This window comes from Vagococcus allomyrinae (assembly GCF_017829975.1).
Lineage (GTDB): Bacteria > Bacillota > Bacilli > Lactobacillales > Vagococcaceae > Vagococcus_D > Vagococcus_D allomyrinae.
In genome coordinates this window covers 31,491-53,829 of sequence record NZ_JAEEGA010000011.1, presented here as the reverse complement: position 1 = coordinate 53,829, position 22,339 = coordinate 31,491, and the positions used below count along the sequence as shown (strand labels likewise).

Here is a 22,339-nt window from a genome sequence, read left to right as displayed (position 1 = left end):
TGATCTGTAAGGAGGTTACCGTGAAAAATAGATTATTAGTTGTGGCTGTCACGATTGTTGTGGCGGTTTTTATGACCTTTTTGATTGTTAAATTAATGCCGGGAGATCCGGTTCATGTGCTTGCCAATGAATTAAGAACCACTCAAGGGATTTCCGAGGAACAAGCAGTCAAGCGGGCGATTACCATGTTGAATTATGACCCGAATAAAACGATTGTGGAACAGATGGTGCAATTTGTCAAAGGATTGGTAACGGGTGATTTAGGCACGTCCATTCGTTTTAAGACGCCAGTGGTCAACATCATTAAAGCCGCTCTACCCTGGACCTTGTTTTCAGCCGGTTTGGCAACGATACTTTCTTATTTTGTCGGGACGAAGATGGGGCTCTATGTGGCTTGGAAGCAAGATAAAAAAGCCAATGCCATTACCGATATTGTTTCATCGATTTTTGGTTCAGTGCCGGACTATGTGATTGGGTTTTTATTGGTGTCAATCTTTGCAGTCCAAATGGGCTTATTACCCTCTCGAGGAGCTTATAGCGCTACAGTTGATCCCGGCTTTTCTTTTGCCTTTATTGGCAGTGTTCTCACCCATGCCATTTTGCCGGTCCTCTCATTGTTTATCGTCCAGTTTGCCAATTGGATTGTCAACATGCGAGGCAGTGCGGCAAACGTCATGAATCAGGAATATATTAAGTACGCCCGGGCTCGTGGCTTAAGCAACAAGGTTATCCGCAAGCAATATGTCGGGAAAAATGCCTCACTGCCGATGATTACCGCCTTGGGGACAACCTTTGGCATGCTAGTGGGGGGCGCGCCCTTGATTGAAAATGTCTTTTCCTATCCCGGAGTAGGCTTCTTCCTGAATACTGGTGTAGCCGTTAGAGATATACCTTTAATGCAAGGTCTGTTTTTTATGATTATTATGACGGTGATTGTTTGTAACTTTATTGTGGATCTCCTTTATGGCTATATTGATCCTAGATTAAGGAGGTCCCATGGTGCAAAATAGATTAAAAAAAATCCAGTTGTTTTTTAAAGTGATCATGCTTAACGGTCAAGCCAAAGTTGGCATGTCTATTTTGTTGGTGTTGATATTATTCGCGATATTTGGCAGTCTGTTGATTGGTGATTTACCTGCCCAGTATGGCTTGCGCTTTCAAGGGCCCTCCCTGCAGCACTGGCTAGGAACTGATTTTTCTGGACGAGATACGTTGTTGCAATTTATTCTGGGAACCAAAGATGTGATTTTGATAGCCACCTTTGCTGGGGTTTTTACAATTGCCATTGGCACTTTAATTGGCACGATTTCTGGCTTTATTGGTGGTAGAACCGATAGTATTTTAATGTTAATTACCAATGTGGTGATTACAGTGCCGGCTTTTCCAGTCTTAATGGTGCTTTCCCTAGTCGTTAATGCGGGCAATCCTGTGATGTTTGGCTTATTGCTGTCTCTATGGAATTGGGCTGGCTTGGCTCGCAGTATTCGCAGTCAGGTTATTAGTTTGCGGGAAAGTGACTTTATTATGGCCAGTAATATGTTAGGCATGTCTAAGAAACACATCATCATCAATGATATTTTTCCCTCTTTAATTCCTTATATTGCCGTTAATTTTGTGTTGATTATGCGGGCTTCCGTTTTGGCTTCCGTGGGCTTGATGATGTTAGGTCTAGCACCCTTTAAAGGGGAGCACTGGGGCATGATGTTGAACTTGGCCATGACAAAATCAGGCGCGATGTTTGGTTCAAGTGCGGCTATCTATTTGATCACCCCGATTGTTGGGATTATTATTTTTCAAACGGCCTGTTTTATGTTTTCTAAAGGGTTGGAAGATGCTTTTAATCCAAGAATGAGGAGCGAAATGAATGACTAATCCGATTTTGACCGTCAGAGAGTTATCGGTCGAGTTTAATTTAAAGCAGCAAAAAGAAATCAAAAAAATCAAAGCGATTGAACAAATTGATTTGGATATTTATCGAGGCGAAATGATGGGAATCATTGGTGAAAGTGGTAGTGGCAAGTCCACCTTGGCTTTTGCGATTTTAAACCTGATCGATGCCCCAGGGGTGATTGCCAGTGGGCAGGTTCAGTTTATAAAAAACGACGGCCAGGCATTGAATGTGCTAGAGCTTGATTCTCAACAGGAAAATGAGTTTCGCTGGAAAGAGATTGCCACAGTGTTTCAGGCGGCTCAAAGTGCCTTAAACCCGATTCAAACAGTCTATGATCATTTTGTTGACACCTATCAGGCCCATACGACACGAGCGGAGGCTCTCGACGCAGAGGCGCTGCGGCTAAAAGTGGAAGAGCTTTGCGCCTATGTCCGTCTGGATAAGAATGTCTTAAAGATGTATCCCTTTGAACTAAGTGGGGGCATGAAGCAGCGGGTTTTAATTGCCTTAAGTTTATTGTTGGACCCGTCGATTATTATTTTAGATGAACCGACAACGGCTTTGGATGTTATCACTCAGTGGTACATTCTCGATATTTTGAAAAAAATTAACCGTGAAAAAAATGTGACCATCATCTTTTTGACTCATGATATTTCAATTATTAGCGCCATGGTTGATCGGATTGTGGTGATGTATGCTGGGCAAATTGTCGAAATTGGCAAGACCGAAGACGTTTATCGCTTTCCGGCTCATCCCTATACGAAAGCGTTACTTGGAGCGATTCCCACAATGAATGACGAGATTAGTAGTAAACAGGCCATTGCCGGTGGCACCTATGATATGCTAAAGGCAGATGGTGGTTGCCGTTTTAAAAATCGTTGTCAGCGTGCTCAGGAAGTCGGTTGTCAAGGCTTAGCCAGTGATAGTTGTCAGCTGTTTGAAGTAAGCGAAACCCATGTGGCCCGCTGTATCAATCGTTATCAGGAGGAGTCCAATGAAAGCTAATCCTATCCCAATCTTGGAAATAGAAAATCTGACCCTTTCTTTTGGTAAAAAAAGCGAGACGGTCACGGTGTTAAGAAACATCAATTTAACAGTTTTTGAAAGTGAAAGTGTGGCAATTGTTGGCGAAAGTGGTTGTGGCAAAACCACTTTAGGGAAAACGATTGTTGATATTCATCAGCCGACTGCTGGGGCCATAAAATATTATGGTCAGGATATTCGCAAGATGGATAAAAAAGCCTATCGGAATTATCGTTTAAGTGTGCAAATGGTTCAACAAGATTCCTTTGCCGCTTTAAACCCCTATAAAACCATCTGTCATTCAGTGAGCAGTCCCTTGCTTGAGCATAAGTTTGTGGCAAATGAGCAGGAAGCTCGTGTGGAAGTGGCTCGTCTGTTAACCGATGTAGGACTAGTTCCTGTGGAACATTACATCGATAAATACCCTCATCAATTAAGTGGTGGACAACGGCAACGGGTTTTAATTGCCCGAGCTTTGGGGGTAAAACCTAAATTGATCGTCGCGGATGAACCGGTTTCAATGGTGGATGTTTCTCTGCGAATTTCTTTGTTGCAGCTAATGAGAGACATGAATCAAAAATATGGCGTCTCCTTTGTCTACATCACCCATGATTTAGCAACCGCCCGTTATATTTCAGACTATGGTCAACTGGTCGTTATGTACTTAGGTGAAATCATTGAAAAGGCTCAGATTAAAGAGGCCACAACAGACCCGCTTCATCCTTATTTTAAAGCGCTGATTCAGGCTGTCCCTCAAGGGATTAACGGTCAGTTTAAACAAGTCGAACTGCCTTTAAAGGGCATCGATATACCCGATATTAAAAAATTACCAACTGGCTGCCCCTTCCATCCTCGTTGTATTTATGCGACGGCAGCCTGTAGTCAAGAGCAACAACTACTGACCGCTGTAGGCAATCGAGAAGTAGCCTGCATGCGTGTCCATGATATTAAAGAAATGGTGGGGAATTAATCGTGAAACAAAGATGTGAAGAGTTATTAAGTCAGCACGTAACCGATGGTGTAAAAGGAAAAAAATTAATCTTTAAAGGCTTGTCAGAGGTAGATGTTTACAATATTACGGCGCCTTTTGACGATCATGGCAGGGAAATCATTGCCGGTCGAGTAGAGCGACGGGACAGTGAGCAAGCGACCATTCATTTTTTTGGCAAAGTCTCTGACCTTCAGTGGGAAGTATTGCCAGATTATCCTACCTTTGAGTTGCAGGACCCTTTTGTTACCAGAATTAATGGGGAACTTATTTTAGGTGGGGTTGAAATTTATCCCTTACCAGAAAACCCTGAGGCTTTGGGCTGGCGCACAATTTTTTACCGAGGAAAAGATGTGATGTCTTTGACACGCTTTTTTGAAGGGCCAAAAGGCATGAAAGATTTACGTTTAGCTGAACTAGTGGATGGCCGCATAATGGTATTGACGCGACCTCAGGGAGAGTTTGGCGGTCGTGGTCAAATTGGCTTGACTTACGTTAACCAGTTAGAAGAGTTAAGCCATGAGCTGATTTTAGCCGCTCCTTTATTGTCACAATTTATCCCAGAGGAATGGGGTGGCGCTAATGCGATTTACCCACTCGATTCGGAAACAGTTGGCGTACTTGGCCATATTGCCTGTTTTGACGAAGAAGAATGTCGCCATTATTATTCTATGGCCTTTACGATTAACCCCAAAACAGGGGCGTATTCTGAGATGAAACTAGTGGCAGTCAGAGCGGAGTTTGCAGCTGGTGAGGCGAAACGACCAGATCTTGAAGATGTCATCTTTAGTGGTGGTCTTGTCGATCGTGGTGACGGCAGTTGTGACTTGTATGTGGGCGTTGGTGATTCCCATGCTCAGGTTATTAAAATAGACAATCCCTTTACACAACTAACATCTGTTTAGGAATTGTTAGATGAAACGGCTAGACTGCTCACTAAAGTGCAACCTTCTCTGAGGTGACGTGTTTAGCACAATGTTGAGCGCAGTCAGAGTTTGTTCTAGACCAGATAGTTTGGTAAAATAATGAGGTAAGCATGAGACTGTGGAGTCAGGAATAAATCCATTCTGACCAAAGATAAAATAGTAGACAATGTGGAACATGGCCGTGGGTCAGAGTCAGACATAAAGCAGAGGGGGAGACACAGTGATTCCATTAACGAGACGGGAAAAAATTCTGGACGAATTAAAAAATAGTGAGGTTGTTTACATTGATGAAATTGCTAGAAAAGTTGGAACCTCAGAGCAAACGATCCGTCGAGATTTAATGTACTTGGAGAAGCATGGATTAGTCGAACGGTTTCACGGTGGTGCTGCCAAGTTAATTGACACTAGTCGCGAGCTTTCCGTGCCTCAGCGATTGCAACGATTTAGTGAATCAAAAGAGGCTATCGGTAAAAAAGCTGCCAGTTTAATAGAAGATGGTGATGTGATTTTTCTTGATGGTGGTACAACGACTGCGGCTGTTCTTAATCATCTGGCAAACAAGGAGATAACGGTTTTTACTAATGGGATTATGCACATTTCTATTTTGGAAAAAATGAACCTCAAAGCCTTTATTATTGGTGGTGAGATGAAACGAAAGACCGGTTGTTTTATTGGACCCATCGCCATTCAAGCCATCGAGAAATGCAGCTTTGACAAAGTGTTTATCGGTGCTAATGGCGTTAGCTTAAAGATGGGCTATACCAATGCCGACATTAATGAATCTGAACTCAAGTCAACGTTGATTAATCATTCTAAACAAGCGTTTGTCTTAAGTGATAGCACAAAGTTTGAGATAGAATCCTTTCATCAATTTGCTTCTGTTACAGATCAGGTCACGTTGATAACCAACCAGATTCCGAAGGCTTATGAACAAAAGCTTGATTCATATATTTTATCCGACTAACAAGCAAAAGAATGGGAGTCGAATAGCTCCCATTCTTAGTTTGATTGTTCGATCAGTTTTATTCTGGAAAGGTCATGGCATAGACGTCGATACTATTAAATCGCACTGCGAAAGCTCGGTGTATGATTTAATAGTATTTTTTTGTCTATATACATCCCGTAAAATAATCCAAACATATAGTTCCACTGGATTATCAACATAATGACGAACAAAGAGTGGTGCTTTCAGCTTCTTTTTAGCTGGAAGTTTAACGACTGATCGTCATTATTTAATAGGAACTATATAGCGAATAATTTTTAGCATGTGACACCTTAAACATTAGCGTCTACAAACTGCTTAAAATCTTGAAAGGTTAACAGTGAGCTGGCCAGTTGGGCGATGTCTTTTTCTTCAAATAGCTCTAAAATGGCCTCGTAAATAATCCGAAAATTTCGGCGGTCCACATCGTTAATCGCTGTCAGCAAGATAATGTTAACGAGGGTGTCATCCCAAAGGAAACCCTCGGTCATGATAATCACTGAGACACTGGTTTTAATAGCATCCATATGAATGGAATGAGGAATAGCAATCTGTCCATAGGAGGTGGCAGACATCTGTTCTCGCTCCAGAACATGGGGACCAAACGATTCAGATACGTAATCAAGTGTGGCCATCTGTTGCGACAATTGACTGATTAATTCTTCTTTGGTTGAAAACGGCGGGTTAACAAAAAAAATAGCAGGTTGAAAATATTGATCAAAATTTTGTTTGAGAATGTTATTTTTAGATTGCGTTTTGATTTGATTGATAACTTGGTAAAGTGCTGACTTAGATCGTTCCACATCAAAAAGATTGATTTGGAAAATTTTGTATTGACTGGTCGGCTCGATTTCAAAAGTGGTAATCAGCAAGTCAAAATCTAAGGCGTCAAGTTGATGCTGGTAACGAACCGAGGCGACTAAATGCAAATCATGGTTAAAGTTGGCCAATAAAAAGCCTTCAATCCGAGTACAGATAGCCATATAATCAGGGCAAAGCAAGACACATTTAATCTTCTCAGCATTTTTTTGTTGCCGCTCCATTTCAGTTCCCACATGTAAAGCGATAAAGGCGACCTCATCTTCAACCATGACAACCTGATTGTCCTTTTCCAGTTGCATGGATAAATACACGGCTATTTCATAAATCAGTGGAAAACTTTGTTTAATGCTTTGAATCATAGGGTTTTTATTGTAAGTATGGTACTTTAAGCGTGTCTTCAGCCGTTTCAAGTGGAGCACAAAAGGAATAATAAAATGATCGGTCATTAAATCAATTTTGTACATCTGATTAACGGATTCAATTAAGGCAATAGCTTTATGATAAATTGGCCCGCCAACCAATTCTTTGACCTCTTTTGTATTTTGAACAAGGGATAAGTTAACGTCGGTTTTAAATAGAATATATATTTCACTGATTTCTGAAGGGGTTAAAGTAATGTCAAACGAGGTTTCAATTGCCTCGCAAAGATCCTCCATAATCTTTTTTTCTTTTTGCTCAATGTTCAAGATGGTTTCCCCTTCAATGTATTTCCCACTCCTAACTCGATTGATCAAAATCGTCAAATGTAAAATTAAACTCATAAATGAAAAATCATTGATGTCGTAATGGTTTTGTTTAAAGACATCTTTGATGACGGCAGACAGATTTTTAATGTAGGCTTCCCCATAACTTTGGAAAAGACCATTCCAGTTAAAAAAATTATTGTTGGTTTCCGTGTAAATAATATGGGACATCAGACTGCGCTTGTCTTTCTCTTCCCCGACAATTTTTAAGTAGTTGTTAGTGGAGGAGAAGTGGAGATGAAAGGATTCAAATGTGCCATTCATCTTAGTAAGTAAATTTTTTAATGTGGAGTAACTGATATGAAGTTCCTCACATAGATCAAAGATACTGACAATCTCGTGACTGATCAATAATTTTTTGATGATGTAGTAGGCTCGTTCCATATAATCCTGAGGGATGGTCACAACTTGCTCAGCGTGTTCAAGCAAGGCCATTGCAGAGTCTTTGATCGCCAAATACCCCTGTTGGCTTGAGGCAATGACGAGCTGAGAGTCGTGGCTGTTTAGTTCTTTGACATAGTTTTTAATGGTTCGTTGAGAAATACCTAAGTGGGAACTTAATTGTTTGGAAGTCAAGGGCTGCTCCTTTTCAACTAAAAACAATAGTAGTTCTCTTTGCTTCTCTTTCACTGATGTAACCTCCTAGTAAAGTCGATAAAAAATCGGATAAAGCAAGTCGCCAGCGTCCTTCATGGCTATCGCCTAATCGATCTCTGATGATGACCGTCTCTATGCGATAACGGTCTCTTTAATTGTGATAGGTTGATGATACACGAGTTTATTATAGAAAGAAATGTAAGGGGTCTCAACCAGTGTTTTTCCTGAGGGGGTGCAACGAGTTAACTCCTTCAAGTGCACGACGTGGTGAAAAGGTTTAGTTGAGAGGTATGACGGTTTTAGGAGATGATAAGGGTGTCAAAAAAATAAAGGAGTGAATGAGAGATGGAAAACATTCGTATGTTACTTTGCTGCGGGGCAGGGATGTCCAGTGGACTGCTTGCTCAAAAAGCTAGGAAAGCAGCCAAAAAGAGAGGCATTGAAGCCTCAATTGAAGCACGAAGCGAAAGTGAGGCCCCGCAATATTTTTCTAGTGTGGATATTTTATTATTAGGACCTCATTATGCTAGTTATCAGGAGGAAATGGCGGAGATGGCGAAACCGTACAATGTGCCAGTCATCGTTATTCCTCAAGACATTTATGGCATGCTGGATGGGGATAAACTGCTGGATTTAGCATTAGCTAATTTGACTTAAGGAGGAAACGAGTATGACTAAATTTATGGATTGGTTGGCGAATTCATTTGCACCGGCCATGCAAAAGTTAACCAAGAGGCCCTGGGTTGCGGCTGTATCAGGGGCCATGCAAAAATTGATACCTTTTATCTTAACTGGCTCACTAGTCTTCTTTTACAATGTTTTTAGGTCTTATCTGGCTGTTTTGCCAGATCTGGGAAAGCTAGCAGATTATACCTTTGGCATGATCGGGTTGATTACCGCCTTTATGGTGACTAACCAGGCGATGGAAAAGTTACGTCATCCTGGTTATGCAGTTTCAGCCAGTTTGGTCTCGATCTGTGTGTTTTTAATGTATATCAAACCGGTTTTTGCTGATGGCAATATGACGGTTGAATTTGGTCGATTAGGCCCAACCGGAATTTTAGTAGGGATGATTTCCGGTTTGCTGGTAGCAATTGTGTTTCATAATTATAGCAAACTAAACGTGTTAAAAAACTCGGAGGTTCCTGATTTTGTGGTGGAGTGGATCAATAATATTATCCCAATTTCAATTGCCGTAGGTTTGTCAGCTCTGATAACCTTTAAATTTGATTTAGACATGTTTGATTTAATTGTAAAACTTTTTTCACTTCTTCAAAGTTTTGGGCAAACCCTGCCAGGCTTTATTCTGGTGTGCTTTATTCCTTCTTTCTTTTATTCAATGGGCATCTCCAGCTGGCTGTTTGGCCCTGTGACAACGCCGATTTTTATGGCGGGAATCTCCGCCAATATTGCCGCAGTTGAAGCTGGACAGGCTGCGACCTATATTGTGACAAGCGAGACGGTCTTTACGGCGGCGTTAATAACCATGGGAGGAATGGGGGCCACCTTAGGCTTAAACGTGTTGATGCTTTGGTCAAAATCGCCTAGGTTGAAGACAATCGGTCGGATTTGCATTGGCCCTTCGATTTTTAATATCAACGAACCAATCATGTTTAGTGGGCCAGTCGTTATGAATCCGATGCTGATGTTGCCGATGTGGGTGAATTCAATTATTGGGCCTATCGTAGTTTGGATCGCGATGAGGACAGATTTATTGAAAATCCCAAGTAAAATGATTCAAGTTGGGCAGATTCCAGCGCCCTTTTCAAGTGTGATGATTACAGAAGATTGGCGAGCGCTGATTGTTTATGCCTTGTTATTTGTGATCTACTTGTTTATCTGGTTGCCATTTTTTAAAGTATATGAAAAACAAGTGCTTGCCGAAGAAAAATAAATGTAGCGAATGGGGGAAAATCCATGTCTATGGAAGACAATGAATTGGTACCAGTTGCGATGCAAATCATCCTACATGCCGGGGATGCTCGAGTGTTAGCAAATGAAGCCATTGAACACGCCAAAAAGGCAGAATTTAAAGAAGCGACATTAAAATTAAGCGAGGCTCACGATAAAATTGTCAAAGCCCATCAATCACAAACGAAAGTCATTCAAGACGAAACTCGGGGAATCGAACACGAGCCTAGTCTGTTATTTACTCATGCACAAGATACGATGATGACAATTTCCAGTGAATTGCGGTTAACAAAAGTGCTGGTTGAGATGTTTGAGCTGATTTTAACAAAATAAAAGAGAAAGCCTTCTCGCGTACGAGGAGAGGTAGAGTGAATGAAAACAACACCATCAGGTTTTAAATCAGATTTTCTTTGGGGCGGCGCAGTGGCTGCTTGTCAGATTGAAGGAGAGTATGCCAAAGATGGCAGAGGTTTATCCAGTTCCGATATTCATCTGTATGACCCGCAAATCAATCGCAGCGCAATTGAAAAAGAGGGAGGTGGGACTCTTGCAGAAATAGCCGCTGCTATTAATGATACCGTTGGCTATTACCCTAAAAGACATGGGATTAATTTTTATCATACATATAAGGAGGATTTGGCGCTGTTAAAGGAAATGGGTTTTGAGACCTTTAGAACCAGCATTTCCTGGTCGCGAATTTTTCCGAATGGCGACGAATTAGTGCCTAACGAGGCCGGTCTAGCATTTTATGATGGGTTAATCGATGAGATTATTCGCTTGGGTATGGAACCGATTATCACCATGAGCCACTACGATATCCCCTTGAACTTAATTACTGAATACGGGGGCTTTGCTAATCGCCAAGTGATCGGTTTTTTCAAGCGCTACGCCGAAGTGTTATTGAAACGTTACAAAGGGAAAGTTAAGTATTGGATTGTTTTTAATCAGGTGAATTTAGTGCCGATTGTTCAATTTGGCTCCTTGGGGATTTACGATGGGCAATCAGATAATATGGAGGAGTTGATGTATCAAGCTGTCCACCATCAATTTTTAGCAGCGGCTGAAACCAAGGCCCTCGGAAAAATAATTGATCCCGCCGCTCAAATCGGCACGATGTTAGCGGATTGTACCTTTTATCCAGCGACTTGCGACCCTAAAGACGTGGTTTTAACTATGGCCCGTAATCGCATGCAGTATTTCTTTGCCGATGTTCAATTGCGTGGCCAATATCCAGGGTATGCTCTGAAGTATTTTGCCGATCAGCAACTAGCCATTAAGTTCGAACCAGGAGATGAAACCTTATTAAAGGAAAATACGATGGACTTTTTAGCCATCAGTTACTACGCAAGTAAAACAATCAGCGCGGCAACCAATTCAATGGATCCTAACACCTTTGAACAAAATCCTTATTTAGAACCAACACCTTGGGAATGGCGGATGGATCCTTTAGGTTTTTATAATTGTTTGTCACAATACTGGGATCGTTATCAAGTGCCATTGTTAATCGGTGAAAATGGTTTTGGCGCCATTGATCAAGTAGAGTCGGGAAGAATTAATGACGATTATCGAATTGATTATTACCGTCAGCACATTGAACAGCTTAGACGCTGTGCCGAAGAAGGCGTTGAACTAATCGCCTATTGCGCTTGGGGACCGATTGACATTGTGAGTTCATCTTCTGCGGAGATGAGTAAGCGTTACGGGTTTATATATGTGGATTATGATGATCAAGGCAAAGGAACGGGTCAGCGAATCAAGAAAAAAAGTTTTGACTGGTATAAGCAAGTGATTGCTTCAAATGGCAGTCAATTAGTTTAAACGAAAGGAATGATGATAATGTATCCATTAGAAAAGGGGTTTCCAGAGGGCTTTCTATGGGGCGGTGCAACGGCGGCCTGTCAGATTGAGGGAGCGTATGATGTGGATGGCCGTTCTCTGTCAACCTCTGATATTCACCGTTATGAACCTGGGTTGAATCGCAAAGAGCTAGTTGAAAATGAACATACGCGGGCTAGTTTAGCCGCCGCGTTAAAAGATCAAGAGGCTTATTTTCCTAAGCGACATGGCAATGATTTTTATCATCGGTACAAAGAGGACATCCGTCTGATGAAAGAGATGGGATTTAACGCCTTTCGCTTGTCGATTGCTTGGCCGCGGATTTTTCCACAAGGGGATGAGGCCCAGCCAAATGAAGCGGGCTTAGCTTTTTATGACAAGGTGATCGCTGAAGTGATTGCCAATGGGATGGAGCCGATTGTGACCATGCTTCATTACGATATTCCACTGAATATTGTCGCGCTAGGAGGGTTTAAAAATCCGCAAGTCATTGATTATATGGTTCATTACGGCGAGACGTTGTTAAAACGTTATGCTGGCAAGGTCAAATATTGGATTCCCTTTAATCAGATCAATTTGATTCAATATTGTGGTTTCAAGTCCCTAGGATTAGTAACTGATGGCAGTGATAACTTTGAAGAAGCCCAGTATCAAGCGATTCACCATCAGTTTTTGATCAATGCTAAACTGAAGGAAATCGCTAAGTCCCTTGATTCTGAGAATCAAATTGGAATTATGTTGGCGGACTGCACCTTTGCCCCACGAACCTGTAAACCAGAAGATGTGACCTTTGCTATGAAGCGCAATCGTATGCAATACTTCTTTTCAGACGTGGCTTTAAGAGGGGCGTATCCCGGATCAATGCTTCGTTATTTTAACGAGCAGGGCATTGAGGTAAAGATAACCGAGGCAGATCAAACATTACTAAAGAATAATACCAGTGATTTTTTAGCTTTTTCTTATTATTATTCACGAACAGTCGATGCGGAGAAAAATACGATGGACGCGGCAGATATTACTGAAAATCCTTACTTGACCGGTAATGATTGGGGCTGGACCATCGATCCTCTTGGGTTTTATTACTGCATGAGTCAGTACTGGGATCGTTATCAAAAACCGTTAATGGTGGCTGAAAATGGGTTTGGTTATGAAGATCTTTTTGTTGATGGGACCGTTCATGACCAGTATCGGATTGATTATCTAAGAGAGCACATCAAGGCCATGAAAGAAGCAGTTAAAGATGGTGTGGAAGTGATGGCGTACTTACCCTGGGGGCCGATTGATTTAGTTAGTTCGGGTACAGCTGAAATGTCAAAACGTTATGGGTTTGTCTATGTTGATTTTGATGATTTAGGACGGGGAACAGGCAATCGGTATAAAAAAGATTCTTTTGATTGGTATAAAAAAGTAATCGCATCAAATGGTGAAGAATTGTAGAATAAGTCTATTAAATTGAAAAAAACTAGTTGATTTTTTGATTAAAAAGTCGCTAGTTTTTTTGTGGTTGCTGTTAAAAAAATAAAAAATATTGACAAATAAATGAAAAACGTTTACAGTCTATATTAACCGGTTAATGTAAAAATAAATATGTGGGAAAAGGAGATTGATTATGAATAAGTTTATCAATTTTTTAGATGAAAAGTTTGTGCCGATTGCCTCGAGAATCGGCGCTCAACGGCATTTAGTTGCTGTTAGAGATGGGTTTGTCGTCATCATGCCGATGATGATTATCGGGTCATTAGCTGTTTTGGTGAATAATTTACCGATTGAAGCGTATCAAAACATGATGAACAGTATCTTTGGTGGTGATTCATGGAAAACCTTAGCAGGTTATATTTCTCAAGGCAGTTTTAACATCATGTCCTTAGTGGTAACCTTTACGATTGCGGCGGCTTTGGCAAAAAATTACGGTAAGGATCAAATTACTACTGGCGCGATTGCCTTAACATCCTTGGTGACCATTATGTTGCCATTAAAAAATGAAGAAGGTGGAAATTTAGGGTTACCATTTTCTTGGATGGGCGCACAAGGCTTATTTATTGCCATTTTCGTTGCGTTAATTTCAGCTGAAATTTTTATTCGTTTAAGCAATAACAAAAAGATGGTAATTCAAATGCCCGATGGTGTACCGCCAGCTGTTTCTAAATCATTTGCCTCTTTAGTTCCGGCAATCTTAACGATTATTATTTTTGGTTTGCTTAAAGTCCTGTTCGACCTCTTTGGTGTCAGTGATATTCATCAATCTTTTTACGATCTATTGCAAGCCCCGATCGTTAAAATGGCTAATACACTGCCAACTGCTCTAATTATCGTGTTGCTAAATCATCTTTTCTGGTTCTTTGGTTTAAATGGTGGGAGCGTCTTAGAACCGATCATGCAAAGTGTCTATTTACCTGCCATTGATCAAAACATTGCGGCTCTCCAAAATGGTGTGGCTATTCCGAATATCGTCACGAAACCGTTCTTTGATTCCTTTATCTATTTAGGGGGAACGGGCGCCACTTTGGCCTTAGTCGTCAGCGTGCTCCTCTTTACTAAACGCAATAAGCCGTATTCGGTGGTGTCGAAATTATCATTAGCACCTGGGATATTTAATATTAATGAACCGGTGATGTTTGGCTTTCCGATTGTCTTAAATCCCATTTTATTTATTCCTTTCTTAGTCATCCCGATGATCTTAACCGTTATTTCTTATGCTGCATTGAGCATGGGATTAGTGCCAAAAACCGTCGTCATGGTTCCTTGGACTACACCACCCATTATAGGTGGCTTCTTGGCAACGGGTTCTTGGCGTGGGGGCGCCTTAGCCTTAGTGAACTTTATTGTGGCGATTGTTTGTTATATGCCATTCCTTAAGGCGGCGGAAAAACAATACTTAAATCAAATTGAAGTAGGCGAGTCACATGAGTAAGCAGTTAGGGATTTCGATTTATCCAGAAAAAACCACAGATGCTGAAAACATGGCTTACATTGATTTGGCCGCTAAATATGGTTACAGTCGAATCTTTACCTGTTTTTTATCACCGGAGTTGAGTAAGGAAGAGCTCTTGGCTAACTATCAACCTTTAATCGCGTATGGCAATCAAAAAGGAATGGCCACCTATGTAGATGTCTATGCTTCATTTTTTGCCAAAATGGGAATTGAGTTAGACGATCTATCCTTCTTTCAAGAGCTAGGGGCGGCAGGTTTTCGTTTAGACCGTAGTTTTTCAGGATCAGAAGAAGCGCTGATGTCCTATAATCCAGAAAAATTATTGATTGAGGTTAATTTAAGTAACGATACGAGTTATGTTTCCAATATATTGGATTTTGAGCCTAACAAAGAACAGATTGTGGGTTGTCATAACTTTTATCCCCAAGCCTATACAGGGTTGGACGAGGATTTTTTCATTGAGACAACTCGTAAATTTCATGAAAAAGGGCTTCATACTGCCGCTTTTGTGACCTCCCAAGGAGCCCAGTATGGGCCCTGGGACATTAGTGAGGGGCAGCCGACTCTTGAACGCGACCGCTATTTACCGATGGAGCTACAAGCTCGCGCCATGTGGGCTTGCTCGGAGATTGATGATATCATTGTCGGCAATGCTTTTGCCTCAGAGTCAGAACTAAAAGCTTTGGCTCTGATTAATCCCAATGTTGTGACCTTGACGATTGAGTTGGCAGACAAATTAAGCCCGATTGAAGAAGCAATTTGTTTTGACGTCTTGCACTTCCAACGGGGAGATATTTCCAATTACATGGTGCGTTCGACGACTCCCCGCTCCAAATATCAGAAGCAGGTGATTGCCGAGAATCCGCGCCAGCAAAAAATCCAAAGAGGAGATATAGTGATCGCTAATCAGTCTTATGGGATTTATGCAGGTGAATTACAAATTGCCTTAAAAGAACGAGAGAATCAAGGACAGTGGAACGTCATTGGTCGCATTCCTCAAGAGGAAGCCTTTATGATGGCGTACATCACCCCTTGGAAAAAGTTTAAATTTAGAAAAGACGTGAGCTAATGGAAACACCAGTAGTGTTGATTAATCAACAGATTTTAGAGAATAACTTGGCACAGATGGCAGAAAAAGTTGCGAATGCGCCAAGCACTCAACTACGGCCTCATATTAAAACTCATAAAAATCCTGAGCTTGCCAAACGGCAGCTCGCTTACGGCGCTGTTGGGATTACTGTTGCCAAGCTTGGAGAAGCAGAAGTCATGATTGACGGGGGGATTCGCAATATCTTTTTAGCTTATCCTTTGGTTTCAACGGACAAAATAAATCGAGGCCTAGCACTGGCTCAAAAAAGTGAGCGTTTCATCTTTAGTGTGGACACCGTGACGGGGGCAGAACAGTTGAATCGCTTGGCTGAAGCCGCGGGTATCTCTGTGGAGGTCCGTTTGGAAATCAATACTGGGTTGGCACGAACAGGTGTTGAACTGGAGGAAGCCCTCCCATTTGCCAAAACTGTCAGCCAGTTTAAACAGCTTAACTTAACAGGGATTTATACGTATCGCGGCTCTAAACTATTAGATGGCACGGCCACAAAAGATGCCTACTCTGCAGGTATTGAAGAAGGAACGGCGATGGTTACCTTGGCTAAAGAGCTTAGAGCAGCGGGAATCCAGATTGAGGATGTGAGTGTCGGTTCCTCTTTGAGTATTGCCGGTGTTTTGGCTGTGGAAGGTGTAACCGAAGTTCGCCCTGGTACCTATGTCTTTAACGATGCCATGCAACTGTCTTATGGCGTGTGCCATCAAGTTGATTGCGCGGCAACCGTCCTTGTGACGGTCGTGAGCAGACATGGCAACCGACTTATCATCGATGGTGGCAGTAAAGCTTTTGCCACAGATGTTCAACCGACAATTTTTCCGACTCTTATAAGGGGCTTTGGTCAGGTAAAGGGCTATCCAAAGGTGATTTTTGAGCGCATGAATGAAGAACATGGCGTTTTGCTGATAACCGATGAAACCATTCAAGTCGGCGATCGTTTAGAGATTATTCCCAATCATATTTGCAGTACCATTAATTTATATGATGTCTATTATTTAGATCAACAAGCCGTATCAGTCGCCGCTCGCGGCAAAACTCAATAGAAAGTATGTGATGAAGATGTCAAAAGTCGAAGAAGTGTTAGCTAGTAAAGGATTATTTTTAGAAGAAGTACCAACACCAGTCGCCGAATATGTCCCAGCAAAAATTGTTGGCAAGGTGTTGTATACCTCAGGTTGCGACTGTCGCCGTAATGGGAAGTTACTTTATGCTGGCAAGTTGGGGCAGGATCTGACGTTAGAGGAAGGTCAAGCAGCTGCCCAACAAGTCGTGGTTAATCTTTTGTCAGTGTTGAAAAAAGAATTAGGCGATTTGGATAGAATTAAACAAGTGGTAAAAATGCTAGCATTTGTCAATTCGACTGATGATTATGTTGAACAACCTTATGTGATTAACGGTGCGTCTCAGCTTTTAGTAGATGTTTTTGGTGAAAAAGGCCGCCATGCCAGATCGGCAATTGGCACTAATACATTGCCTTTTGATACACCAGTGGAAATTGAGTTGATAGTCGAGTTGTACTAATGGTAAACTATGAATGCTAAGTAAAACAGCATTCATAGTTTTTTTGATTAAAAAATGTTTAGGTAAATCAGTTGATCCAGAAAAACTGGCATGATAAAAAAAGAAGGTGGCAACAATGGGACAAGTAACAATTAAAGATATTGCTGAAATGGCCGGTGTTTCTAAGACCATTGTGTCGCAATATTTAAATAATAATTATAAATTTATGAGCGCCAAAACCAAGGATAAAATCGAGAAAATCATCAAGGAAACCAATTACATTCCTAAAAGTAGCGCTCGAAATTTGAAATTTAAAAAAATTACCGTGCTTAATATTATCGTAGCAAACTTAGAAAGCTCCTTTTCAACACAGATTGTCCAACAAATGGATAAACGCTTGAATTCTGAAAAGATTCATGTGATTATTTCCAACTCAGCCGACGATGAAAAGAAAGAACGTTTACTGATCGAACAGGCTATTTCCCAAGACGTGGATCAAGTGGTCATTTTCCCTGTTAGTAATAATCCAGAGCATTATCAATTATTGAAACGCAATAATATTGCCACCGTTTATGTGGATCGGCTCCCTTCAGAAAAAGGGGCCTGCGTATTGCTAGACAATCAAGAGGCCATCACCGAGAGTGTCGCCAGCTTAGTTGCCAGAGGAAATAAGCAAATAGCCTACTTAAGTCTGCCATTGGTGGAGTATTTGACTCCGCGGGTTGAACGTTTGCAAGCTTTCAATCAAGCCATGACCTCAGAGGAGAGCGTCTTGCCTACCGTTATTTCAGGCAGCGAAGCCACCTTAAAAAAACGATTAGAAACATTACTGAAAAGTAAAAATTATGTACCAACAGCGTTTATTGCTTCAAATGATACTTGCTTAAAAATCTTGTTAAGAGCCTTAAAAGAGTATCATTACCATGGGAAAGACTTTGATATTGTCACAGTGGATGGCTTAGAATTGTTTGATTTATTTGATGATATCTATATGACGATCGAACACCCTATCGCTGAGATTTGTACCAAAATTATCGACTGTCTAAACAATCAGACAGACAATCAGCAGGTTTTCCGTTTTTCACCTATATACTATCGTCGAGGAGAGAAATAGGGCGGGATCATTTATTTATGCAATAGCCGAGAACACTCGCGACTTTAGTCGTGTAGATGAATCGGCTTCAGTTGTGGCATAGTTTTAGCTATGTTGAACAACCGATATCATATCTATTAAAATCTTTTTGGAATTTAACGATGACATATGTTAAACTATTTCCAAGGAGGTTTTTTCATGTCAGAAGTACATCATGGTCGCGGGTATGTCTATTCTATACAGTATCATTTAGTTTAGTGTGTGACATATAGACATCATATTTTGCACGGAGACATTGATACATATGTTAAAAAATTATTAAACCAGATTGCATTAGATAATGATATTCAAATCATTGAGATGGAGTCAGATAAAGACCATATTCACTTACTTATTGAATGCAAACCTCAACATTATATTCCTAATATAATGAAAGCATTTAAAGGCGTGTCTGCACGGCTCTTGTTGAAAGCGTATCCCGAACTTAAAAAGCGTCTGTGGGGTGGTCATCTTTGGACTCCTAGCTACTTTGTCGCGACAGTTAGTGAAAATACAGACGAGCAAATTAGACACTACATACAACATCAAAAAAAGAAATAACTAGTAGCAAACGAGGTGAATGGTAATGTTACGACATAAAGCGTATAAATTTAGATTGTACCCGAACGTCGAGCAGGAAATCTTAATCAATAAAACAATGGGGTCATCTAGATTTGTCTATAATTATATGTTAAATGCTTGGAAGACATCCTTTAAGGAAACGGGTAAAGGTTTATCTTATGGCAAGTGTTCTGCCATGTTACCTTCTATGAAAAAATCAGAAGAGACATCATGGTTAAAAGAAGTTGATAGTATCGCGTTACAATCATCTATTAAGAATTTAGCTGAATCATTTGATCGGTTTTTCAACAAACAAACTCAATCCCCTAAGTTTAAAAGCAAGAAAAATCCTGTTCAAAGTTATACCACAAAAAACACAAACAATAATGTGGCTATTATAGGCAATAAGGTGAAATTACCTAAGCTAGGATTGGTTAAATTTTCTAAGAGTCGTGACGTTAATGGTCGTATTTTAAGTGCCACTGTCCGTAGAAATGCCAGTGGTAAATTTTTCGTATCGTTACAATGTGAAGAGGAAATAACTGAGTTCCCAACAGCAAACAAAACAGTGGGGATTGATCTAGGTATTACAGATTTTGCGATTCTTTCTAATGGTCAAAAAATCACTAACAATAAATTCGCAGCTAAAATGGAAAAGAAACTAAAGCGTGAACAACGGAAGTTATCAAAACGGGCATCATTAGCTAAACAGAACGGGATTGATTTGTTTGAAGCTAAAAATTATCAAAAACAAAAGCGAAAAGTAGCTAGACTGTCTGAAAAAATAAGGAATCAACGCAGTGACTTTCTAAATAAGTTGAGTACAGAAATCATCAAAAATCACGATATTATTTGTATTGAAGACTTAAGCACAAAAGGGATGTTGCGTAATCATAAGCTAGCCAAAAGTATATCCGATGTCTCTTGGTCCAGTTTTGTGACTAAATTACAGTACAAGGCTGACTGGTATGGGCGTGAAATAATCAAAGTAGACAAATGGTTTGCATCTAGTCAAATTTGTTCAGCATGTGGCCATAAAGACGGCAAGAAATCTCTTGAAATGAGAGAATGGACTTGTCCTATTTGTCATACTCATCACGATCGAGATATTAATGCTAGTATCAATATCTTGACCGAAGGTCTAAGATTAGCCTAGATAAACTCACTAACCGTAGGAACTGCGGGGATAGCTTGGTAAATAAAAGACACCGCTGATAGTAAAGAAATACGCTATCAAGTATGCTTTTTTCCCAAGAATCTTGTGACTTTAGTCATGAGAGGTTCAAGGTAAGGAGTAAGACTCAAGAGAGACACTTTCAGCTTTTTTTCAGCGGAAAGTTTAACGATGAAGAAGGATTATGTAATGGAAACTATCTAGTATTAACCGATCAAATTATGATGAAACTAACAGTTAGCGGAGAAACGTTTGGGATTAACTATCTCCGGCGTTTTTTTGGTTACAAAATTGCCAGTCTAACTACTAAATTTGGTATAATTAATGGACAAGCAGATAAGTCAACCTGCGGATTGACTAAGGAGGAGGAAGTAGATGGAGTATTTAATGGACTTACGACAACGGGTTGGTCATATCCCTTTAGTTGTTGCTGGAGTATCGTTGATCGTTTTGAACGAGCGAAAAGAGATTTTGATGATAGAACGAAGTGATAACCAGTTCTGGGGGTTACCTGCTGGTTCAGTTGAAGTAAATGAAGCCGTTGAAGAGACGGCTAAGCGAGAACTATTGGAAGAGACTGGCTTACAGACAAAAGAGGTAACTCTGTACAATGTGCTCAGTGGTGAAGACTGTTTCTATACTTATCCTAATGGTGACCAGTGCTCGTTTGTGATGATCTGTTTTTACACGGAAAACTATTTTGGAGAGATCATTACTGAGACGAATGAAACGACGAATTGTCTTTTTTTCGCTCCAGAAGCATTGCCAGACAAGATGGTGAAGCATGAACGACTGGCGCTCACTTATTTCTTAAAAGAAATTTATCCAACACTTGTTAAAGGTTTAAAATAGAAAGTAGGGAAAGCGATGATTGCTGAGGAACTAACGATTGCTAAGGTAGTTGCCAAATTGCAGAAAAAAGAGTTGTCTGTTCGTGAGTTAACCGAGTTTTTTATCCAGCGACAAGCTAAATTAGAACCGAAAATCAAGGCTTGGGCTTACGTTCAGCCAGTGGCAACCTTATTGGCAAGAGCCGCTGAAATAGATCAGAAAGGCTTAGTCAAAGGGGCAACACTAACTGGTATCCCTTATGGGGTAAAAGATATCATTTATACAAAGGGAATCCCAACGGAAGCCGGCTCCAAAACGTTGAATGGTTTTATTCCCACTCGTGATGCCACTGTTATTGAACAATTAACGACGGCGGGAGCCCTCCTTTTTGGTAAGACTACCACGGCAGAATTTGCTAGCGGAGGCGGTGCACCCGCTACTTGTAATCCCTGGAACAATGAGCATACACCTGGAGGTTCCAGTTCAGGTTCAGCGGCAGCGGTCTCCAGTGGTATGGCATTATTTGCGATAGGTACCCAGACTTCAGGGTCAGTTATTCGGCCTGCAGCTTATACTGGAGTGACAGCTTTGAAACCAACTTATGGTCAACTATCAAAATCAGGAATTATTCCAGCCAGCTGGAGCATTGACACTGTGGGGATTTTTACGAGGACGGTGGAGGATGTCACGTTGGTTTACAATCAATTAGTTGGTCAGGATAGCAGAGATGACACAACGATTTCAGCTAGAAAGCAGAAATTGTCCTTAGGGGAGAACTCTTACCATCTGGCTGTTGTAACGGATGACTATTTTCAAGGCAGTCCAGAGGTGATGCAGGCTTTTGAAGCGGCTATTCGACTCCTTGCAAAATGTGGTTTTACAATTGGCACCGCTCAAATGCCTAAATTATTTGCGGCAGCAAATGAAGCCCATGGCATTGTTGTTGATTCTGAAACGGCCGCCTATCATCGGGACTATCCGCAACAGAAAGAACTATACAGCCCTGAATTAAGGGCTGACATTGAAGCCGGCTTAGCTTATACTGCGACTGATTATTTACAGGCGCAAGCGCTACGATGGGATTATCAGCAACAACTATTTGAATTATTGCAAGCAGTGGATGTTTTAGTGACGCCAGCAACGCCGACCACAGCACCGCAAGGACTAAAGACGACAGGGTCTCCACGTTTCAATAAACCTTTTTCTAATGGAGGGGTGCCAGTATTGACGATGCCAATTGGATTTTCGCAAAAAACAGGCTTACCTATTGGGATTCAGTTGATCGCCAATCGTTTTTCTGAGCAAAAATTAATTGATATTGGTCGGGCCTTTCAACAAGTGAGTGACGTTCATCGTCAGCTTCCTATAATTCGATAAGGTTGTTATTT

20 protein-coding genes and 1 pseudogene are annotated in these 22,339 nt (G+C 41.0%); 20 read left to right on the top strand and 1 reads right to left on the bottom strand.

The genetic code is table 11. The annotated features are described in order from the left end of the window. The first annotated feature begins 20 nt into the window (after positions 1-20). From I6N95_RS16320 to I6N95_RS16295, 6 genes are all read left to right on the top strand, one after another. A complete protein-coding gene (locus I6N95_RS16320) occupies positions 21-1,010 on the top strand; it encodes an ABC transporter permease (RefSeq protein WP_347340572.1) in 990 nt (329 codons plus the stop codon). Beyond that, complete coding sequence (locus I6N95_RS16315; protein ID WP_347340571.1) at positions 1,000-1,872, top strand: ABC transporter permease; 873 nt, start codon at positions 1,000-1,002, stop codon at positions 1,870-1,872. Before I6N95_RS16320 ends, I6N95_RS16315 begins: the two co-directional genes overlap by 11 nt. Next, a complete protein-coding gene (locus I6N95_RS16310; protein ID WP_209529894.1) occupies positions 1,865-2,896 on the top strand; it encodes an ABC transporter ATP-binding protein in 1,032 nt (343 codons plus the stop codon). The genes I6N95_RS16315 and I6N95_RS16310 overlap by 8 nt, the downstream gene beginning before the upstream one ends. Continuing rightward, entirely contained in the window at positions 2,886-3,884 is a 999-nt protein-coding gene (locus I6N95_RS16305; protein WP_209529892.1) for an ABC transporter ATP-binding protein, read from the top strand. Before I6N95_RS16310 ends, I6N95_RS16305 begins: the two co-directional genes overlap by 11 nt. Before the next feature lie 2 nt (positions 3,885-3,886). Beyond that, positions 3,887-4,807 carry a DUF1861 family protein gene (locus I6N95_RS16300; protein ID WP_209529891.1) on the top strand — a complete coding sequence of 307 codons (921 nt, stop codon included), beginning with the start codon at positions 3,887-3,889 and terminating at the stop codon, positions 4,805-4,807. A gap of 241 nt (positions 4,808-5,048) precedes the next feature. Beyond that, a complete protein-coding gene (locus tag I6N95_RS16295; protein ID WP_209529889.1) occupies positions 5,049-5,792 on the top strand; it encodes a DeoR/GlpR family DNA-binding transcription regulator in 744 nt (247 codons plus the stop codon). 311 nt (positions 5,793-6,103) lie between these two features. Here the strand turns inward: I6N95_RS16295 and I6N95_RS27740 are convergent, their stop codons facing one another. Then, the gene (locus tag I6N95_RS27740) at positions 6,104-8,005 is read right to left on the bottom strand and encodes a BglG family transcription antiterminator (RefSeq protein WP_209529887.1); all 1,902 of its coding nucleotides are present in this window, start codon (positions 8,003-8,005) and stop codon (positions 6,104-6,106) included. A gap of 312 nt (positions 8,006-8,317) precedes the next feature. Here I6N95_RS27740 and I6N95_RS16285 point away from each other — a divergent pair, with 312 nt between their 5' ends. From I6N95_RS16285 to I6N95_RS16220, 14 genes and pseudogenes are all read left to right on the top strand, one after another. Continuing rightward, the gene (locus tag I6N95_RS16285) at positions 8,318-8,629 is read left to right on the top strand and encodes a PTS sugar transporter subunit IIB (RefSeq protein ID WP_209529885.1); all 312 of its coding nucleotides are present in this window, start codon (positions 8,318-8,320) and stop codon (positions 8,627-8,629) included. 13 nt (positions 8,630-8,642) lie between these two features. Continuing rightward, complete coding sequence (locus tag I6N95_RS16280) at positions 8,643-9,866, top strand: PTS sugar transporter subunit IIC (protein ID WP_209529883.1); 1,224 nt, start codon at positions 8,643-8,645, stop codon at positions 9,864-9,866. A gap of 23 nt (positions 9,867-9,889) precedes the next feature. Continuing rightward, entirely contained in the window at positions 9,890-10,216 is a 327-nt protein-coding gene (locus I6N95_RS16275; RefSeq protein ID WP_209529881.1) for a PTS sugar transporter subunit IIA, read from the top strand. A gap of 39 nt (positions 10,217-10,255) precedes the next feature. Next, the gene (locus tag I6N95_RS16270) at positions 10,256-11,701 is read left to right on the top strand and encodes a glycoside hydrolase family 1 protein (protein WP_209529879.1); all 1,446 of its coding nucleotides are present in this window, start codon (positions 10,256-10,258) and stop codon (positions 11,699-11,701) included. An 18-nt stretch (positions 11,702-11,719) separates the two neighbouring features. Beyond that, complete coding sequence (locus I6N95_RS16265; RefSeq protein ID WP_209529877.1) at positions 11,720-13,156, top strand: glycoside hydrolase family 1 protein; 1,437 nt, start codon at positions 11,720-11,722, stop codon at positions 13,154-13,156. A gap of 172 nt (positions 13,157-13,328) precedes the next feature. After that, entirely contained in the window at positions 13,329-14,630 is a 1,302-nt protein-coding gene (locus I6N95_RS16260; protein ID WP_209529875.1) for a PTS sugar transporter subunit IIC, read from the top strand. Continuing rightward, a complete protein-coding gene (locus I6N95_RS16255) occupies positions 14,623-15,720 on the top strand; it encodes a DUF871 domain-containing protein (protein ID WP_209529874.1) in 1,098 nt (365 codons plus the stop codon). Before I6N95_RS16260 ends, I6N95_RS16255 begins: the two co-directional genes overlap by 8 nt. Further along, positions 15,720-16,796 (top strand): alanine racemase, encoded by a 1,077-nt coding sequence (locus I6N95_RS16250; protein ID WP_209529872.1) that lies wholly within the window; start codon positions 15,720-15,722, stop codon positions 16,794-16,796. Before I6N95_RS16255 ends, I6N95_RS16250 begins: the two co-directional genes overlap by 1 nt. Before the next feature lie 10 nt (positions 16,797-16,806). Continuing rightward, positions 16,807-17,274 carry a RidA family protein gene (locus tag I6N95_RS16245; RefSeq protein ID WP_209529870.1) on the top strand — a complete coding sequence of 156 codons (468 nt, stop codon included), beginning with the start codon at positions 16,807-16,809 and terminating at the stop codon, positions 17,272-17,274. A gap of 115 nt (positions 17,275-17,389) precedes the next feature. Continuing rightward, entirely contained in the window at positions 17,390-18,367 is a 978-nt protein-coding gene (locus I6N95_RS16240) for a LacI family DNA-binding transcriptional regulator (protein ID WP_209529868.1), read from the top strand. A gap of 177 nt (positions 18,368-18,544) precedes the next feature. Then, positions 18,545-18,946 (top strand): annotated as a pseudogene (gene tnpA / locus I6N95_RS16235) (IS200/IS605 family transposase). Between the two features lie 25 nt (positions 18,947-18,971). Next, a complete protein-coding gene (gene tnpB, locus I6N95_RS16230; protein ID WP_209529866.1) occupies positions 18,972-20,102 on the top strand; it encodes an IS200/IS605 family element RNA-guided endonuclease TnpB in 1,131 nt (376 codons plus the stop codon). Positions 20,103-20,495: 393 nt separating this feature from the next. Then, a complete protein-coding gene (locus I6N95_RS16225) occupies positions 20,496-20,972 on the top strand; it encodes an NUDIX hydrolase (protein WP_209529864.1) in 477 nt (158 codons plus the stop codon). 15 nt (positions 20,973-20,987) lie between these two features. Beyond that, positions 20,988-22,328 carry an amidase gene (locus tag I6N95_RS16220; protein WP_209529862.1) on the top strand — a complete coding sequence of 447 codons (1,341 nt, stop codon included), beginning with the start codon at positions 20,988-20,990 and terminating at the stop codon, positions 22,326-22,328. Positions 22,329-22,339: the final 11 nt, after the last annotated feature.

Bases quoted from the DNA above. Each gene is read 5' to 3' on its own strand.
- I6N95_RS16310 (WP_209529894.1), top strand. From the start codon at position 1,865: ATGACTAATCCGATTTTGACCGTCAGAGAGTTATCGGTCGAGTTTAAT.
- I6N95_RS16305 (WP_209529892.1), top strand. From the start codon at position 2,886: ATGAAAGCTAATCCTATCCCAATCTTGGAAATAGAAAATCTGACCCTT.
- I6N95_RS16285 (WP_209529885.1), top strand. From the start codon at position 8,318: ATGGAAAACATTCGTATGTTACTTTGCTGCGGGGCAGGGATGTCCAGT.
- I6N95_RS16280 (WP_209529883.1), top strand. From the start codon at position 8,643: ATGACTAAATTTATGGATTGGTTGGCGAATTCATTTGCACCGGCCATG.
- I6N95_RS16275 (WP_209529881.1), top strand. From the start codon at position 9,890: ATGTCTATGGAAGACAATGAATTGGTACCAGTTGCGATGCAAATCATC.
- I6N95_RS16270 (WP_209529879.1), top strand. From the start codon at position 10,256: ATGAAAACAACACCATCAGGTTTTAAATCAGATTTTCTTTGGGGCGGC.
- I6N95_RS16265 (WP_209529877.1), top strand. From the start codon at position 11,720: ATGTATCCATTAGAAAAGGGGTTTCCAGAGGGCTTTCTATGGGGCGGT.
- I6N95_RS16260 (WP_209529875.1), top strand. From the start codon at position 13,329: ATGAATAAGTTTATCAATTTTTTAGATGAAAAGTTTGTGCCGATTGCC.
- I6N95_RS16255 (WP_209529874.1), top strand. From the start codon at position 14,623: ATGAGTAAGCAGTTAGGGATTTCGATTTATCCAGAAAAAACCACAGAT.
- I6N95_RS16250 (WP_209529872.1), top strand. From the start codon at position 15,720: ATGGAAACACCAGTAGTGTTGATTAATCAACAGATTTTAGAGAATAAC.
- I6N95_RS16245 (WP_209529870.1), top strand. From the start codon at position 16,807: ATGAAGATGTCAAAAGTCGAAGAAGTGTTAGCTAGTAAAGGATTATTT.
- I6N95_RS16240 (WP_209529868.1), top strand. From the start codon at position 17,390: ATGGGACAAGTAACAATTAAAGATATTGCTGAAATGGCCGGTGTTTCT.
- tnpB (WP_209529866.1), top strand. From the start codon at position 18,972: ATGTTACGACATAAAGCGTATAAATTTAGATTGTACCCGAACGTCGAG.
- I6N95_RS16225 (WP_209529864.1), top strand. From the start codon at position 20,496: ATGGAGTATTTAATGGACTTACGACAACGGGTTGGTCATATCCCTTTA.
- I6N95_RS16220 (WP_209529862.1), top strand. From the start codon at position 20,988: ATGATTGCTGAGGAACTAACGATTGCTAAGGTAGTTGCCAAATTGCAG.